The 16,154-nt window shown below is 63.6% G+C and carries 14 protein-coding genes and 1 pseudogene; 4 read left to right on the top strand and 11 right to left on the bottom strand.

Annotation, left to right across the window (positions count from 1 at the left end):
* Window positions 1-24 precede the first annotated feature (24 nt).
* A complete protein-coding gene (locus X742_RS168115) occupies window positions 25-759 on the top strand; it encodes a glutathione S-transferase family protein (protein ID WP_023769755.1) in 735 nt (244 codons plus the stop codon).
* Here the strand turns inward: X742_RS168115 and X742_RS168120 are convergent.
* Window positions 707-1,972 carry an NAD(P)/FAD-dependent oxidoreductase gene (locus X742_RS168120; protein ID WP_023769754.1) on the bottom strand — a complete coding sequence of 422 codons (1,266 nt, stop codon included), beginning with the start codon at window positions 1,970-1,972 and terminating at the stop codon, window positions 707-709. The two genes, X742_RS168115 and X742_RS168120, sit on opposite strands and share 53 nt — an antisense overlap.
* Window positions 1,973-2,013: 41 nt before the next feature.
* Window positions 2,014-2,436, bottom strand: a complete 423-nt coding sequence (locus X742_RS168125; protein WP_023769753.1) for a helix-turn-helix domain-containing protein — start codon at window positions 2,434-2,436, stop codon at window positions 2,014-2,016.
* 135 nt (window positions 2,437-2,571) lie between these two features.
* Here X742_RS168125 and X742_RS168130 point away from each other — a divergent pair, with 135 nt between their 5' ends.
* Window positions 2,572-3,462, top strand: a complete 891-nt coding sequence (locus X742_RS168130) for an SDR family oxidoreductase (protein ID WP_023769752.1) — start codon at window positions 2,572-2,574, stop codon at window positions 3,460-3,462.
* 34 nt (window positions 3,463-3,496) lie between these two features.
* On the opposite strand, the gene X742_RS168135 is transcribed toward X742_RS168130, so the two are convergent.
* The 3 genes from X742_RS168135 to X742_RS0135600 all read right to left on the bottom strand — a co-directional run bounded on the left by X742_RS168135 (window position 3,497) and on the right by X742_RS0135600 (window position 7,465).
* Window positions 3,497-4,537 carry an aldehyde reductase gene (locus tag X742_RS168135; RefSeq protein ID WP_023769751.1) on the bottom strand — a complete coding sequence of 347 codons (1,041 nt, stop codon included), beginning with the start codon at window positions 4,535-4,537 and terminating at the stop codon, window positions 3,497-3,499.
* Window positions 4,538-4,568: 31 nt separating this feature from the next.
* The gene (locus tag X742_RS168140) at window positions 4,569-6,482 is read right to left on the bottom strand and encodes a potassium transporter Kup (RefSeq protein WP_023769750.1); all 1,914 of its coding nucleotides are present in this window, start codon (window positions 6,480-6,482) and stop codon (window positions 4,569-4,571) included.
* Between the two features lie 98 nt (window positions 6,483-6,580).
* The gene (locus X742_RS0135600; RefSeq protein ID WP_023769749.1) at window positions 6,581-7,465 is read right to left on the bottom strand and encodes a pyridoxine 5'-phosphate synthase; all 885 of its coding nucleotides are present in this window, start codon (window positions 7,463-7,465) and stop codon (window positions 6,581-6,583) included.
* Between the two features lie 160 nt (window positions 7,466-7,625).
* Between X742_RS0135600 and X742_RS168145 the strand changes: the two genes are divergently transcribed.
* Window positions 7,626-8,054: an STAS/SEC14 domain-containing protein gene (locus tag X742_RS168145; RefSeq protein ID WP_023769748.1), complete on the top strand. Its 429-nt coding sequence runs from the start codon at window positions 7,626-7,628 to the stop codon at window positions 8,052-8,054.
* Window positions 8,055-8,084: 30 nt separating this feature from the next.
* Here X742_RS168145 and X742_RS168150 read toward each other — a convergent pair whose 3' ends face one another.
* Complete coding sequence (locus X742_RS168150; RefSeq protein WP_023769747.1) at window positions 8,085-9,212, bottom strand: ATP-dependent RecD-like DNA helicase; 1,128 nt, start codon at window positions 9,210-9,212, stop codon at window positions 8,085-8,087.
* 208 nt (window positions 9,213-9,420) lie between these two features.
* On the opposite strand from X742_RS168150, the gene X742_RS168155 reads away from it, so the two are divergent.
* On the top strand, window positions 9,421-9,744 hold the full coding sequence (locus X742_RS168155; RefSeq protein ID WP_023769746.1) for a hypothetical protein: 324 nt from the start codon (window positions 9,421-9,423) through the stop codon (window positions 9,742-9,744).
* A 29-nt stretch (window positions 9,745-9,773) separates the two neighbouring features.
* On the opposite strand, the gene X742_RS168160 is transcribed toward X742_RS168155, so the two are convergent.
* The 5 genes and pseudogenes from X742_RS168160 to X742_RS168175 form a co-directional block, all read right to left on the bottom strand.
* Entirely contained in the window at window positions 9,774-10,235 is a 462-nt protein-coding gene (locus tag X742_RS168160) for a nitrile hydratase accessory protein (RefSeq protein WP_023769745.1), read from the bottom strand.
* Window positions 10,222-10,881 carry a nitrile hydratase subunit beta gene (nthB, locus tag X742_RS168165; protein ID WP_023769744.1) on the bottom strand — a complete coding sequence of 220 codons (660 nt, stop codon included), beginning with the start codon at window positions 10,879-10,881 and terminating at the stop codon, window positions 10,222-10,224. Before nthB ends, X742_RS168160 begins: the two co-directional genes overlap by 14 nt.
* Complete coding sequence (gene nthA / locus X742_RS168170; protein WP_023769743.1) at window positions 10,878-11,483, bottom strand: nitrile hydratase subunit alpha; 606 nt, start codon at window positions 11,481-11,483, stop codon at window positions 10,878-10,880. Before nthA ends, nthB begins: the two co-directional genes overlap by 4 nt.
* Before the next feature lie 78 nt (window positions 11,484-11,561).
* Window positions 11,562-14,731, bottom strand: a pseudogene (locus tag X742_RS01000000169460) (efflux RND transporter permease subunit).
* On the bottom strand, window positions 14,728-16,002 hold the full coding sequence (locus tag X742_RS168175; RefSeq protein ID WP_023769742.1) for an efflux RND transporter periplasmic adaptor subunit: 1,275 nt from the start codon (window positions 16,000-16,002) through the stop codon (window positions 14,728-14,730). Before X742_RS168175 ends, X742_RS01000000169460 begins: the two are co-directional and overlap by 4 nt.
* Window positions 16,003-16,154: the final 152 nt, after the last annotated feature.

Below are 16,154 nucleotides of genomic sequence, written 5' to 3'. Positions count from 1 at the left end.
ATCGACCTCGAAAGGCACATTCCTATGGAACCCGCCGACACCCTCGTTCTCATCAGCCATTTGCTCTGCCCCTATGTCCAGCGCGCCGCGATCTCGCTGGCCGAGAAAGGTGTGCCCTTCGAGCGGATCGACATCGACCTTGCCGACAAACCGGACTGGTTCAAGGCGATCTCGCCGCTCGGCAAGGTGCCATTGCTGCGCGTACGGCAAAATGGCGACGAGACGATAATCTTCGAATCCGCGGTCATCCTCGAATTCCTCGAGGAAACGCAGGCCAATCCCCTCCACCCCGCCGACCCCTATGCACGCGCCCGGCACCGTGCCTGGATCGAGTATGGCTCAGCCATCCTCAACGCCATCGGCCGGTTCTATTCAGCGCCGAGCGAGGCCGGCTTCCTCGCCGAATCCAGCGCGCTGTCGGCGATGTTCGACCGTATTGAGGCTGAACTGCCGGGCGGCTTGCCGAGTGGGCCATGGTTCGCTGGCAGGCGCTTTTCCCTCGTCGATGCCGTTTACGGTCCGGTCTTCCGCTACCTCGAAGCCTTCGATCGGATCGGCGATTTCGGCATTCTTGACGGCAAGCCGCTTGTCCAGGCCTGGCGCGGAGCGTTGAGTGACCGTCCGTCGATCAGGCAGGCCGTGGCGCCGGACTATCCGCAGCGCCTGCATGCCTTCCTGCGGGCGAAGCCATCCTTTCTATCGAGCCTCATTCGGCAAGGCGATCCGGCCATCGCGCTTCGGCAAGCCCAGCCGGCGTGAACGGATCGATCACCGTGCCGGCGACCATCGCGGCCAGCAACCGCGGCGCCGGCGGGATCTTGGCGATCGTCGCCACCAGCCTGTCGCGGATGAAGGGCAGCGCCACCGAATCCGACTGGTAGAAGGGCGTGAACGCCAGCGATAGCGCCTGAAAGACCCGCACATGCCGGCGCCGGGCTCGCGCATAAGCTTCCAGCGCTGTCTCCAAGCCGTCCGCTCGCGCCAGCGCATAGTTAAGTGCCGCGGCGTCGAGCAGCGCCATGTTGGCGCCCTGGCCAAGCTGCGGACTGGCCGAATGGGCGGCGTCGCCAATAACGGCCAGCCGCCGGCCAACCGGAAACTTCATCGTGTGATGGCCGTAGCGGGCCAGCGAGAGCTGGTCGAAACTGTCGATCTGACTTGTGAACGCCTCGGCCTGCGGCCACAGCCGCACCACCCTCTCCTTCCAGGTGTCGAGACCGCCGGCGCGCACCGCGTCGGCATCGGCCGGCTTCAGGCTCCAGAAGAACGCCGCCGTCTTCTCGGCGCCCGGCTCGGGCCGCCCGATCGGCAGCACGCCGATCATCACGCTGGCCTTGTCGTAGCGCTGCAGAAGCGCGTGCTCGTCAAAGCCCTCGCCGCGCCAGCCGAGCGATGCCCAGAACGCGCCATAGGTGAGTGGCCTTGGCTCGTCTTGATTGCCGATGCTCTGCCGCAGCTTGGAGCGCGCGCCGCTGGCGTCGACAATCAGATCGAACGGCCCTGCCTTTCGTCCATGACCTTTGATCAGGGTGACCCGCTCGCCGGTCTCCAGGGTCTCGATTTCGACGCCGGTCTCGATGGGGATCGCCTCGCGCCGGGCAGCGCGAAAGAGTACGCCGAACAGGGCGGCCCTGTGCACCGCCAGGCCGAAACGGTTGCCGCGCTGGGCATCGTAGCGGACATCGAGGACGGTGCGGCCGCTCGAGGCGTCGACGCCATGCAACCGATCGATCCTGCTGCCCAGCGCCATGATGTCGTCGAGCAGGCCGAGTTCGGCGAGCACCGTCAGCCCAGTCGGCTGCAGGATCAGCCCGGAGCCTACCGGCCTCGGTTCCTCGAAGCGCTCGAAGATGGTGACGCGGTGGCCGGCGCGCTTGACATAGAGCGCCGCGGCGAGCCCGGCCGGACCGGCGCCGGCGATTGCGATATCGTAGGAAATGCCGCTGCCCCCAAGCCGAACTGGCCGGGACAATCCTTCAGCCGCCGGATGAAATCAAGTCGCGACGCCGAGCGCTACCCGGCTGGTAAAGCCTGCGTCGAATCGAAGGCAGTGCGCGCGCCGCGCACAGCATCATGGTTGTTTTCGGCCCACTGCAGCAGATACTGCAAAGCGTCGAACATCGATCGCCCAAGGTCGGTGAGGCTGTATTCGACACTGGGCGGCTTGGTCGCAAACACCTCGCGGCGCACATAGCCGTCGCGCTGCAGATCGTGGAGCGTCTGGGTCAACATGCGCTGTGAGATATCGGGAACCAGCCGCCGCAGCTCGCCGAAGCGATAAGGCTGCTCGGCCAGCGCTGCCGTCAGCAGCGAACTCCATTTGCCGTTGAGTCCCTGGATGACATCGCGGACCGGGCAATCGGCAATGTTTCCGCCGTCGGTCATCGCTTTGTAGACTTCGAGTTTGGATTTCAGATTGACGGTCCGGCTGTCCATGGCTGGTTCCCTGCGTGTGCCTACCTCCCCAAAAACTGCCTTCTTTACGGCAGTGGGTCAATTCCTATTTTAGTGCTGGTCTCTTTTTGAGACCACCACCCGAACCGCCCTTCCGGCGCAATGTCAGGATCCCCAATGACCGCAACTCTTCTCGTCACCGGCGCGTCCGGCCAGCTCGGCCGCAGCGTCATCAACCATCTGCTGGACACGTTCGAGGTGCCGGCGGCCCGGATCATCGCCACGACCCGCACGCCCGCCACCCTTGCCGACCTGTCGGCGCGCGGCGTCACTGTTCGCGAGGCAAATTTCGACGATCGGGCCTCGCTTGCCAAAGCCTTCGCGGGCGCCGACCGGGCGCTCATCATCTCGACCAACGAACTCGCGATCCAGGGAAAGCGTCGCGAGCAGCAGCTTGCCGCCGTCGCGGCGGCCCGGCAGGCTGGTGTCGGCCACCTGCTTTACACCTCGTTGCCCAACACCGAACCTGGTTCCGCCGTGCTCTTTGCTCCCGACCACTACGACACCGAACAGGCGATCAAGGCCAGCGGCATTCCCTACACCATCTTCCGCAATGGCTGGTACGACGAGAACCTGTTCATGGCGATGCCCCAAATCCTCGCATCGGGCCAATGGTATACGTCGGCGGCCGACGGCGCTATTTCCTATGGCGCCCGTGACGACCTCGCCGCGGCCATAGCCGCGGGGCTGGCTTCGGATAACACCGAAAGCACGACTTACACGCTGACTGGCCCCAAGGCCTATACATCAGCCGAAGTTGCCGTGCTCGTCACCGAAGTCACAGGCAAGCCGATCCAGGTCGTCCAGCTCTCCGATGAAGCGCTGACCGAGGGCATGAAGGCAGCCGGACTTCCCGAGCCGATTGCCAGGCTCCTGGTGTCCTTCGACGCCGCCACGCGCGCCGGCGACCTTGGCATGGTAACGGACTCGGTAGAGACACTTTCCGGTCGGAAATCGGTACCGCTGAAGCAGTTCCTCGAGGCCAACAAGGCCGCACTGGCGGGTTGATATCAGCGCGGCGGGAAGTCTTTCTCCCGCCGCGCTATTTCAGGGTCTTGACCAGCCCGAGCCGGACCAGGCTTTCTGCGGTGGCGGCCAGCGCGTCTTCGCGCGAGCGCGGCGCCCAGCCGAGCATGCGCACGGCCTTGGCGTTGGTGGCGTTCTTGACCTTGCCGAGTTCCGTCACGAGTTGCGCGGCTTCCGCGTTGAACAGCCCCACTACCCGCACCAACCAATCGGGAAGCTCCCGCGTCGTGACCCGCGAGGCGGCCGCGCCGAGCCGCGTTTTCACCGTCTGGGCGATCTCCCTCACGGTCATGAAATCGCCGGCAACGGCCAGGAAGCGCTCGCCACTGGCGGCGGGATTGGTCATTGCGCGCACATGCAGGTCCGCCACGTCGCGCGCGTCGACCACGCCGAAGGACAGGCGTGGCAACCCGGGCATCGCACCGTTCATCATGCGCTGAACAAATTCGGTGGAGGTAGAATGGTCGGCCCCGAGCACGGGCCCGAAAATGCCGACCGGATTGACGACGGCCAACTCCAACCTGCCACCCTCGGCGGCGATGAAATCCCAGGCCGCGCGCTCGGCAAGCGTCTTCGATTTCACATAGGCGCTGACCTTGGCCGTCGGATCTGTCCAGCTCTCCTCGTTGAAAGGCCGGTCGCCGGGCGGCATCTTGCCATAGCCTATGGCGGCGAAGGACGAGGTCAGCACAAGGCGTTTGACGCCAGCGTCTCGCGCCGCCCTGAGTACGCGCAACGCGCCTTCGCGAGCCGGGATGATCAGGTCGTCCTCATGCTTCGGCACGCCGGGCGGAAATGGTGACGCGACATGCAGGACATAGTCGCAGCCGGCGACAGCGTCGGGCCAGCCCGCATCGCTCATGAGGTCGGCGATGGCAAAGGAAAGCCTGTCGCCCGGCTCGCCGCCGCCGGCCTTGAGCATGGCGATAACGTCGGCTTCACGCTTGGCGAAGCGCACCGTCGTGCGCACGCGATAGCCCGCCTTCAACAGGGCAAGAATACAGTGCGCCCCGAGGAAACCCGATCCGCCGGTGACAAGCACCAATTCGCCGCCCATGGCCGCCTCCCCGTTCAGGCGATCCAACTCGTCAGATCGCCACCTGCGTGCCGATTTCTACCACACGTCCGGTCGGGATCTGGAAATACTCCGTCGCATCGGCCGCCGAGCGCGCCAAGCCGATGAACAGCCTGTCCTGCCACACCGGCATGCCTGAATTGGGCGAGGCCTTGAGCGACCGCCGCGAAAGGAAGAAGGACGTCGTCATGATGTCGAACTTCCAGCCTTGCTTGCGGCAGATCGCCAGCGCGCGTGGAATGTTGGGCTGTTCCATGTAGCCGAAGGTCAGCGTCACCCGCATGAACAACTCGTTGACCGTCTCCATCTTGACGCGTTCGCTGTCGGGCACGACGGGCTGCGGCGCGGTCACCACCGAAAGGATGACGTTCTGCTCGTGCAGCACCTTGTAGTGCTTGAGGCTGTGCATCAGCGCGGTTGGCGCGCTGAGCGGATCGCTGGTCAGGAACACCGCGGTGCCGGACACCAGCTGCGGCTTCTTCTTCAACAGATTGCCGGCGAGGAAATCGAGCGGGATTTCGTTGCGCCGGGTCTTGTCGAAGAGATAGCGGCTGCCGCGTATCCACGTCCACATGATCAGCCCCATTAGGCAGGCAACGGTGATCGAGACCCAGCCGCCTTCCACGATCTTCACGACATTGGCCAGGAAGAAGCCGCTGTCGATGATGCCGAACAGCAAGGTAAGCGCCAGGGCGAGCGCCAGCTTCCATTTCCACATCTTGCGCATCACCACGAACAGCAGGATCGTCGTCATCAGCATTTCGCCGGTCACCGAGATGCCGTAGGCGGACGCCAGCGAACTCGAACTGCCGAAACCGACCACCAGCAGCATCACGCCCATCGCGATGAGTAGGTTGACGCGCGGCATGTAGATCTGCCCGGACTGCATCTCCGACGTATGCTGCACCTCGATGCGCGGCAGAAGATTAAGCTGCACCGCCTGTCGGGTCAGCGAAAAAGCCCCTGAAATGACCGCTTGGCTGGCAATGACCGTCGCCGCCGTTGCAAGCCCCACCATCGGCATCAGCGCCCAGTCGGGCAGCATCTGGAAGAACGGGTTGGTCGGTTTTCCGTCATTGGCGAGCACAAAGGCGCCCTGCCCGAAATAGTTGAGCAGCAGGCAGGGGAAAACCACGGAAAACCATGCCAGCACGATCGGCTTGCGTCCGAAATGGCCGAGATCGACATAAAGCGCCTCGGCCCCGGTTACCGCCAGGAACACGGCGCCGACGGTGACAAAGGCGGCGGTCGGTGTGCTGGCCAGATAAGCGACCGCGTAATAGGGATTGATGGCAAGCAGGATCGATGGATCGTCCAGCAAGTGATAGATGCCGGCAACGCCGATGGCCAGGAACCACAGCGCCGTCACCGGCCCGAACACCGCCGCCACCTTTCCCGTGCCGAAGCGTTGCACGGAGAACAGGATGGCAAGGATGACCAGGGTGATCGGCACGACATAGGCGTCCAGCGTTGGGGTCACCACCGTGAGGCCTTCGACCGCCGACAGCACCGAGATGGCCGGCGTTATGATCGAATCGCCGAAAAACAGCGCCGCGCCGCAAAGACCGATCACCAGAATCAGTCGAGCGCCTTTGGGATAGGCGCTGCGTGCCAACGACATCAGTGACAGTGTGCCGCCTTCGCCCTTGTTGTCGGCACGAAGCACGAAGGCAACGTATTTGACGGTCACGATGATCGTCAGCGCCCAGACGATCAGCGACAGCACGCCAAGCACGTGAACGCGCGTATCGATGCCGGGCGAAGCGTGAAGCGCCTCGCGAAAGGCGTAGATCGGACTTGTGCCTATGTCGCCATAGACAACGCCGAGCGCGCCCAGCATGAGAACCTTGGTGCTGTGCTGCTCGACCCCGGCATGGCCCGATTGCTCGACGGTTTCAGCCTCGCTCCCGCTATTGGCAAGGGCCATCGACCACTCTCCGACAAGCGCGCGGTGCTTTATGCATGCTGCGATACGATATCAAATGCACGCGATGGCTGCCATACCAATACGAAGTATTACCACCCCTACCAGCCGCATGCCCTGAGGAACCGGCCCACTGTGCCGGCCATGCCATACTCCAACGCGTCGGCTGTCAACCCATGTCCGATCGACACTTCGGCCAATGCCGGAACACGCCTTGCCAGCGCGGGCAGATTGGCCACCGTCAGATCGTGCCCGGCATTGACCTGGAGACCGGCGGCAAATGCCGCGTCAGCCGTTTTCCCCAATCCTTCCAATTCTTTGGCCGCCTTACCGGAATCGGAATGATAGCTGCCATAAGGACCGGTATAGAGTTCGATACGNACCGTCAGATCGTGCCCGGCATTGACCTGGAGACCGGCGGCAAATGCCGCGTCAGCCGTTTTCCCCAATCGTTCCAATTCTTTGGCCGCCTTACCGGAATCGGAATGATAGCTGCCATAAGGACCGGTATAGAGTTCGATACGATCGGCGCCAGTGTCGCGCGCGGCCGCCATGCCGGCGGGATCGGCATCGGAAAACAGCGAGACCCTGAAACCGCCCTTCTTTAGACGTCTGACGATCGGCGTCAGAAACGCCGCATCGGCGATGAAGTTCCAGCCATGGTCGGAGGTCGCCTGGGAGGGATCGTCGGGCACAAGCGTCACCTGTTCGGGCTGATGTTTCTCCACCAGCGCCAGGAAATCCTCGCTTGGGTAGCCCTCGATGTTGAATTCCGCCCGTGGGAACTCGTCGTCGATCAGCGCCCTGATCTCGGGCAGGTCGGAATGCCTTGTATGACGTTCGTCGGGGCGCGGATGCACCGTCAGCCCATGCGCTCCGGCGGCAAGCGCGAGGCGGCCGACACCGATCACATCGGGCCACGGCAGGTCGCGCCGGTTGCGCAGCATGGCGATGGCGTTGAGGTTGACGGAAAGCTTGGCGGGCATGGTTTGGCGTCCGTGAAACAGGCGATCGAGGCGCGCCGCGCTCATTCGTTCCGGCACGGCGCATTTGAGACGGCGCATCTATAGCGTCTTTGACGGGAACAGATAGGGCCTTTCCGGTGTTCCAGAAGACCAACATACTCCACGAAAGGGAGGCACCACCTTGAATTTCCTCCAATCCGTGCCGGCGATCCGCCGCATCGAGACCAGCCGCGACGACCTCTTTGCCATCGACGTGGTCGGCCATGTCTCGGCCGCCGATGCCGAAAACCTGTTCGGTCTGCTGGAGGCGGCCTATTTGCTCCATCAGAAGATCGACGTGGCCGTGCGCATAGTCGATCACGAGGGCGTCGACTGGGCCGACATCTCGGACGAGACCATCAAGAAGGGTGCCATCCATGCATTGGAACATGTTGGCCGTTGCGCGGCGATCGGCGCCCCTGACTGGACGCCGAACGCACGATACGCCTTGCCCGCTTCCTCGCCCGTCGAATTCAGGCATTTCAAGATCGAGGACGAGGCAGCTGCCTGGGAATGGCTCGGCGCGCGGCCGACGAGTGAGGAGGCGACCGCCGCTCCAGAAAGAGGATGAAAAGGTTCTCCCGGCCACCCGCCGAGTCTTCTACCTGACGATGGTCAGGCGTTCGGCGGCCCGGGTGATGGCTGTGTAAAGCCAGCGCTGGCGCGTTTCCTTGAAGGCCCAGCTCTCGTCGAACAGCACGATCTCGTTCCACTGCGAGCCCTGTGCCTTGTGCACCGTCAGCGCATAGCCATAGTCGAAATCGTCGAAGCGCTTCTTCTGCTGCCAAGGGATTTCGGCGTCCGGATCCTCGAACGCCGCCTTCAGCAACTTGATCTTGGCGACGCCGCGATCCGGATCGTCCTCCTCGGGCGAAACCAGAAGATTGATGCCGGGCTTGACCGTCTCGCGCGACGAGGTCATCACCTTCCACAGCGATCCGTTGAGCAGGCCCTTGGCTGGGTCGTTGCGCAGGCACACCAGCTTGTCGCCGGCTTGTGGGTAATCGGCATTGAAGCCCTTGAGCTCGCGCAGGCGCTGGTTGTAGCGCCGCCGCGTGCGGTTGGTGCCGACCAGCACTTGGTCCGCCCTCAGCACCAGTTCCTGATTGACGTCTTCCTTGCCGATCACCTTCGCGGTGCCATAGTCGCCGCGCATGAATTCGCGGCCCTCGCGCACATCGAGCGCCAGCCGCAGGATCGGATTGTCGCGCGCCTGCCGGTGGATTTCGGTCAGCAAGAAGTCCGGCTCATGATCGGTGAAGAAGCCGCCACCCGAGATCGGCGGCAACTGGCCGGGGTCGCCCAGCACCAGGATCGGCGTGCCGAAACTCATCAGGTCGCGGCCGAGCTGCTCGTCGACCATCGAGCACTCGTCAATGACTACCAGTTTCGCGCGCGAGATCGGGCTCTGCCGGTTGAGTGAGAAGGTTGGCGACATCGAGGTCTTGCCGGTGACCTCGTCGGCCACCGATTCCTCGCCCTTGGGCCTGTAGATCAGCGAATGGATGGTGCGGGCGTTGACCGCGCCCTTGGAGCGCAGCACCTGGGCGGCCTTGCCGGTGAAGGCTGCGAACTGCACCTGGCCGTCGACATGTTCGGCGAAATAGCGCGCCAGCGTCGTCTTGCCGGTGCCGGCATAGCCGAACAGCCGGAACAGCTGCGGCTTGCCGGTCTTCAGCCAGCGGGCGACCGCTTGCAGCGCCTCATCCTGTTGGGGTGAAAATTCCATCTGATCGTGTGACCGGATTCGCGAGAGAAAGACAAGATAGCCGCCATGCATCGACGCTACCGGCGCCGAACGCCCCTGCCACAGATTATCAAGCGAAGACAAGAACGTAAAGGGAACAAAAATCCATGTCTCGATTTGAAGCGACAGTGGGAACTAGAGGTTAAGGCGCCTAAGTTAGCAAGGCAGCACTACCAAGGATTGAGAGCACATGAAGTTGGTCATGGAAGGACAACCACTACTCGTCCACCTTGCGGTGTGGGCGTGTGTTGCCGTGTTTCTCGTCAGCTTTTTGGGAGTGCTTTGCGGTATCTATCTCGCCCTGACCAGGACGGAAGCGCTTGTAACCAAGGTCGATGAAAGAGCTCTGCCATATTGGGAGCGGGCTGCACGCAAGAACAGTCGAGTGAGCAGCATCTTGGTCCAAAGTGAATTTGAATACCTGCGCCGACTCATGTTCTCTGCAATAGCCGGTAGTCTCGCCTCCTTCGGCAGTCTTCTCCTTATTATCCGTGTTTTTGGTACGCGCACGTAGGTCCATTCGGGTCGCGGGCCACGGCGACCTTACTCGGTGTGGCCACCACCTACGGTCGGCCCGGGATCGTTCTCCAGCAGGATCGGCTTGCCATGCGGCGTGGCGTGCGCGGCGCGCTCCCAGGCCCGCGCCATCGCGTCGACATCGGGTTTGNGCAGGATCGGCTTGCCATGCGGCGTGGCGTGCGCGGCGCGCTCCCAGGCCCGCGCCATCGCGTCGACATCGGGTTTGGCGGCCAGCCCCTTGGAGGCGAGCAGCCCTTCCAGCGCCGCCAGCCAATGCTCGTAATAATCGTGGCCGTCCGCCGCGGCATCTGGCTTCTTCACCTCGGCTGACAAGGCATCCGCCCATTCGTTCCACGAAAACAGGCCCTTACGGTGCAGCGCCATAGTCATGGCGAAGGCTTCGGCCTGCCATGGCTCGGCGAACACAGGTGCGTCGAAGCCGGCGGGCAAACTGGCGGCGGACCCCTTCGCTTCAGGCCGGCTCAAGATAACTCTCCCAGGCATCGATCGAGACGACAAGCGTCGGGTCGGCGCCCTCGCCCCAGATTTCCGTGCCGTCGAGAACCACGGTGTAGACCCATTGCGGATTCTCGCCCTGCCCATGCGCGTTGCTGTCGGGAAAGACGAAGCCGTCGCGCACCGCCTCGATGGTGCCCTGCTTGTCGCGCGCATAGCGCGGCAGCCTGGTGTGGCCGGTCGGGTTGAAGTTTTTCGTCCGCACAGAATCCCCGGCCTTGAAGCGCGGCGCTGTCTCCACCGGCCGATCGCAAGGACCGCCCTTGGCCAGCACAGCGGGAACGTTTTCCGCCTTCAGCACTCTTTTGGGCTTCGCCGCCGGATCGATCGCCTCGCCCGCCCCGAGGTCGCGCTCGCTGACGAAACCATGCCGCTTGAGCAAGATCTCAAGCGCCTTGATCCAGATCTGATAGTAGCTGGAGCCATAATAATCGGCCGGATGCAGCGATTCGCGCGCGTGCCGGCTCTCGTCGATGTTCCAGGCGCCCATGCCGCCGGCGCAGAGCGTCACGCCGAGCGCCCGCCTCTCCCATTCGGCATGGAAATACGGCTCATCTCGTTCGGGCGCGACCGGCCCGAAACCCATCTGTCCGCCGAGATCCTGCGGCCCGTTCATGCGGGGTGACTTGCCAGAGCCGTGCCGATCATGGCATCGCGGCTCACCAGCTCGGACAGCCGCTCCTCGCTCCAGCCTTCGGTGCCCTCCGGTCGCATCGGCACGACGAGATAGCGCAGTTCCGCTGTCGAATCCCAGACGCGTATCTTCGTCCCCGCCGGCAGCACCAGCCCGAACTCCTCGAGCACGCCGCGCGGATCGATCACCGCGCGCGACCTGTAGGGCGGCGCCTTGTACCACACCGGCGGTAGGCCAAGCACGGACCACGGATAACAGGAGCACAATGTGCAGACGACGAGGTTGTGGGTATCCCCGGTATTGAACACCGCCTGCATATGCTCGCCTTGCCGGCCGGTATAGCTCAGCGATTCGATCGCCGCCGTCGCGTCGCGCTTCAGCCACGCGGCAAAAGCGGGATCGCTCCAGGCCTTGGCCACTACCCGGGCGCCGTTGCGCGGACCGATCTTCGTCTCGTAGGTATCGACGATGACGTCGATCGCGGCCGGATCGATCAGTCCCTTGCGGGTCAGGATGGTTTCCAGCGCGCGCACCCGCGCGGCAAACGGATCGAGTTCGTTGTCGTGGTCATGATCGTGGGACATGATGGCAAACTAAAGTTCCGATCCGCCTGCCGCAAGTATTACGGCTTGGGCCAGCGGAACTCGGCGCGTGCCTGCCTGCTACTCGGCGGCAGTCTTCTGCGGCTCACCGGGGATGTCGTCATTTGTGCCGAACAGCGAGGGCTGGTCGCCCACTTCGACTAGGTGCAACTCGGCCTTGCGCTTCGGCATGAGTCCGACCAGCCAGCCCGAGAAATTCTCCATGTAGACGTAGATTACCGGTGTCACGAACAGGGTCAGCGCCTGCGAGGCGAGCAGGCCGCCGACGACGGCAACGCCCAGCGGCTGGCGCAGTTCCGCGCTGGCGCCGGTGCCGAGCGCGATCGGGAACGTGCCCATCAGTGCTGCCAGCGTCGTCATCATGATCGGCCTGAACCGCATCAGGCAGGCTTTGTGGATGGAATCGGTGGCCGACATGCCCTCTCGTCGCAGTTCAAGCGCGACGTCGACCATCATGATGCCGTTCTTCTTCACGATGCCGATCAGCATCAGGATGCCGATCACCGCGATGACGGACAGATCCATGCCGGCGAAGCGCAAGGCGACAACCGCCCCGAGCACGGCCGACGGCAGGCCGGTCAGAATGGTGAGTGGGTGGATGAAGCTCTCATACAGAATGCCGAGCACGATATAGATGGTCAGGATGGCGCCGCCGACCAGCAGGCCCTGGTTGGCAAGCGAATCCTGGAAGGTCTTTGCGGTGCCGGCGAAGGTCGTCGAGATCGCCGTCGGCATGCCGATCTGCTCTTTCAGCGCATCGATGCGTTTCACGCTGTCGCCCAGCGCCACGCCCTGCGGAAGGTTATAGGAGATGGTCACCGCCGGAAGCTGACCGAGCTGGTTGACCGTCAAGGCGCCGGCCGTGCGGTCGACCCGGGCGAAGGCGCCGAGCGGCACCAGGCTGCCACTCGCCGTCCGCATCTGGATGGCAAGCATCCGCTCCGGCGACCATTCGATCTTGGGATCGAGTTCGGCAATGACTTCGTAACTGTCGGCCGAGCCGAAGATCGTTGAAACCTGGTCGGTGCCGAACCCGCCATAAAGCGCCGAGCGCAGCGTGTCGGTGTCGATGCCGAGTTGGGCGGCCTTGTCGCGGTCCACCACCAGCGTCGCCTGCAAGGCGTTGTTCTGCAGGTCGCTGGTGACGTCGGTGAAGGTCGTGTGGTCGGCCGCCATCGCGTCATTCAGTTTCTGCGCCCACTGATCTGTCAGGCCGGTGTCGAGGCCCTGAACCACGAGCTGGTAGGCACTGGCCGACGAGCGTGAGCCGAGCCGCAGATTCTGCACCGGCTGCATGTAGGTCTCGATGCCCGCCACGCCGGCCAGTTGCTTGCGCAGATCCGAAAGCACCTTCTCGATATCGGGACGCTGGTCCTTGCCCTTGAGCTGGACGAAGAGCTGTCCCTGGTTCAGCGCATTGTTACCGCTGCCCGCCGACCAGGCCACATGGTCGACATAGGGCGACTTCGAGAACACGCTCGCCACCTGCCCCTGCAGCTTGGCCATGGCGTCGAACGAAATGTCCTGGCGCGCGATGGTGGTCACTGAAATCTGGCCGATATCTTCTTGCGGGAAGAAACCCTTCGGCGAAACCTCGATCAGCCACACCGAGGCTGCCGCGGTGCCGACGAAGACGAGGAACACCAGGAAGGTGTGCCGCAGGCAGAAACTCAGAATCCGGTCGTAGCCGCGCGTGATGAAATCGCGCTTGTGGCCGGCACCATGTGCCTCGCGGTCGGCCTTGCTGACTGACAGCAGCCGCGAGCACAGCATCGGCGTCAGTGTCAGCGACACGAACATGGAGGCCAGGATGGCGACGGTGACCACGACAGCGAACTCGTTGAAGATGCGCCCGATCACGCCGCCCATCAGAAGCACCAGATCGGAAGAGCACACGTCTGNACCAGCGAGATCGAGATCGAGATGATGGTGAAACCGATTTCGCGCGCGCCCTTCAGCGACGCGTCGAAGGCTGAAAGCCCATCCTCCTCCATGTGGCGGAAGATGTTTTCGAGCATCACAATGGCATCGTCGACGACGAGGCCGACGGCGAGCGTCAGGCCCATCAGCGATATGTTGTCGATGGAAAAGCCGAACAGGAACATCGCGCCGAGCGTGGCGATCAGCGAGATCGGCACCGCCACGGCCGGGATGATCGTCGCCGTCACGCGACGCAGGAACACGAAGATCACCATCACCACCAGCGCGATGGTCAAGAGCAGCGTGAACTGTACGTCGTCGACCGCCTGGCGGATCGAGCTTGAGCGGTCGTTGAGCAGCTTGATCTGGGCTGCGGCCGGCATCTGGTCCTGGAAGGACGGCAGCATCGCCTTGACCTTGTCGACGACGTCGACCGTGTTGGCGTCCGGCTGGCGCTGCACCGCCATGATGATCGCGCGGGTACCGTCATACCAGCTTGCGGTCGTGGTGGTCTGCACCGAATCGACGACACGGGTCACCTCGCCCAGCCGCACCGGGTGGCCGTTCTTGGTGGCGATGATGAGGTTTGAGAAACCGGCCGCGTCGGTAAGCTGCGTGTTGGCGGTGATGGTGAGCTGCTGCTTGTTGTTCTGCAGCACGCCGAGCGGCGTGTTGCTGTTGGCGGATGCGACCGCTGCCTGCAGCTGATCGATCGAGATGCCGCGCGCGGCAAGCGCGGTCGGATCGATCTGAATGCGCACCGCGTATTTCTGCTGGCCGAAGATCGAGACCTGCGCGACGCCGTCGATGGTCGACAGCGATGGCGAGATCACGTTTTCGGCGAAGGCATCGAGGTCGGTCAGCGGAACCGTGTCGCTGACCAGCGACATTAGCAGGATCGGCGCATCGGCCGGATTGACCTTGCGATAGCTCGGCGGCGCCGTCATCTGCGGCGGCAGCGATTTCTGCGTGCGCGCGATGGCCGCCTGGACGTCCGCGGCGGCCGCGTCGATGTCGCGGTTGAGCACGAACTGGATGGCGATCGAGGTCTGGCCGAGCGAATTGGTGGTCGAAATGGAATCAATGCCGGCGATGGTCGCGAACTGCTTGATCAGCGGCGTCGCCACCGACGTGGCCATGGTTTCCGGCGAGGCGCCAGGCAGCGAGGCCGAGACGTTGACGACAGGGAATTCGGCGCTGGGCAGTGCCGCCACCGGCAGGAATTTATAGGCAAACAGTCCGCCCAGCACGAGGGCGAACGACATCAGAAGGGTGGCGACTGGCCGGCGGATGCAGAATTCGGAGATCATTGGGCCGCCTCGCCGGCGCTGGTCGCCTCGGCCACCTTGGGCGCGGCCGCGTTGCCTTCATGCACCGCGGCGCCGTCCTTCAGCCTTGTCTGGCCCTCGGTGACAACCTTCTCGCCGCTTTTCAGCCCCTGGCTGATGGCGCTGTTTGCGCCTTCGGTCAGCGCCACCTGCACCGGCCGCATCTCCACGGTGTTGTCTGGCTTGACCACATAGACGAACGGCCCCTTCTGGCTGGGCTGCACCGCCACGGTCGGAACGGAGGTCATCCGCGGCATGATGCCGGCGTCGAGCACGACATTCACATACTGGCCAGGCCAAAGGGAAAGATCGGCATTGGGAATGCTTGCCCGCGTTGCGATCGTGCCCGATGCGGTGTCGACGCTGGAATCTACGAAATCGAGCGTGCCCTTGCCAATCGGCGTCGGGTCGCCGTTCTGGGTCAATGTCACGGCGTTCTGCCGTGGATTGGCAAGCGCCTTGTGAAGCAGTGCAAGGTTGCTTTCCGGCAGATTGAAGTTGACCTGCAGCGGGTCCATCTGGGTGATGGTCACCAGTGGCGTCGCCGTGCTGCTGTTCCCGTTGCTGACGGTGACGAGGTCGCCTACGGCGACATTCACGGCGCCCAGCCTGCCGTCGATCGGCGCGGTGATGCTGGCAAAGCCAAGCTGGACGTTGTCGGCGTCGATCGTCGCCTTGTCGGCCTCGACCGTCGCCGCCGCCGCCTTCTGCGCGGCAACGGCCTGATCGTAGGTCTGTTGCGTACCGGCCTGCTTGGCGACAAGGTCCTTGGCGCGCTGAAGATCGGAGTTCGAGCTGGCGAGCAGCGCCTGGTCCTTGGCAAGCGCCGCCTGGTCCTTGGCGAGTTGCGCCTTCAGCGCCCGGTCGTCAAGCGAGAACAGGAGGTCGCCAGCCTTCACCATCTGCCCGTCCTTGACGTCGATCGACACGATCTGGCTGGAGACGCGCGCGTTGATGTTGACCACGGCCGGAGAGGAAACGAACCCGATGGCATAGCGGCGGATCGGGAAATCCGCGGTTGTAGCCGTCGCCGAAACGATCGAGGTCGAACGGGCACCGTTGCCGCTACCCGCCGCCTTGTCCCCCGCCGGCTTGTCGGCCGCTGGCTTGTCGGCCGCCGGCTTGCCCGTCGCGGCGACCTGCTTTGCCCCGAGGAACTGCTGAGCCTTATTCAGCGCGTCCGGCGACAGATAAAGCCAGGCCGCGCCGACACAGGCGACCGCCAGCAATGAAAGAACGACTTTTCCACGCATCGACAAAAGACCTCTCCGTCCGACACGCCGTAGCCAGGTGGTCGTATTCTAGCGCAATTCCGGCTCGTTGCCGCGATTTCGCCGAATAGATAGGACGCGGGTTTGTCGGAAAAGGGCCAAAACACGGCATTACGAAGATTTAATGTGCACTG

Origin of the sequence: Mesorhizobium sp. LNHC229A00, from assembly GCF_000502415.1 — a bacterium.
Taxonomy (GTDB): Bacteria; Pseudomonadota; Alphaproteobacteria; order Rhizobiales; family Rhizobiaceae; genus Mesorhizobium.
The sequence above is the reverse complement of the archived record's forward strand: the minus strand, read 5'-3'. Positions and strand labels throughout refer to the sequence as shown.

Excerpts from the sequence above, each read along its gene's own strand:
- X742_RS168115 (WP_023769755.1), top strand. The coding sequence starts at position 25 with ATGGAACCCGCCGACACCCTCGTTCTCATCAGCCATTTGCTCTGCCCC.
- X742_RS168125 (WP_023769753.1), bottom strand. The coding sequence starts at position 2,436 with ATGGACAGCCGGACCGTCAATCTGAAATCCAAACTCGAAGTCTACAAA.
- X742_RS168130 (WP_023769752.1), top strand. The coding sequence starts at position 2,572 with ATGACCGCAACTCTTCTCGTCACCGGCGCGTCCGGCCAGCTCGGCCGC.
- X742_RS168135 (WP_023769751.1), bottom strand. The coding sequence starts at position 4,537 with ATGGGCGGCGAATTGGTGCTTGTCACCGGCGGATCGGGTTTCCTCGGG.
- X742_RS168140 (WP_023769750.1), bottom strand. The coding sequence starts at position 6,482 with ATGGCCCTTGCCAATAGCGGGAGCGAGGCTGAAACCGTCGAGCAATCG.
- X742_RS168150 (WP_023769747.1), bottom strand. The coding sequence starts at position 9,212 with ATGGAATTTTCACCCCAACAGGATGAGGCGCTGCAAGCGGTCGCCCGC.
- X742_RS168155 (WP_023769746.1), top strand. The coding sequence starts at position 9,421 with ATGAAGTTGGTCATGGAAGGACAACCACTACTCGTCCACCTTGCGGTG.
- nthB (WP_023769744.1), bottom strand. The coding sequence starts at position 10,881 with ATGAACGGGCCGCAGGATCTCGGCGGACAGATGGGTTTCGGGCCGGTC.
- nthA (WP_023769743.1), bottom strand. The coding sequence starts at position 11,483 with ATGTCCCACGATCATGACCACGACAACGAACTCGATCCGTTTGCCGCG.
- X742_RS168175 (WP_023769742.1), bottom strand. The coding sequence starts at position 16,002 with ATGCGTGGAAAAGTCGTTCTTTCATTGCTGGCGGTCGCCTGTGTCGGC.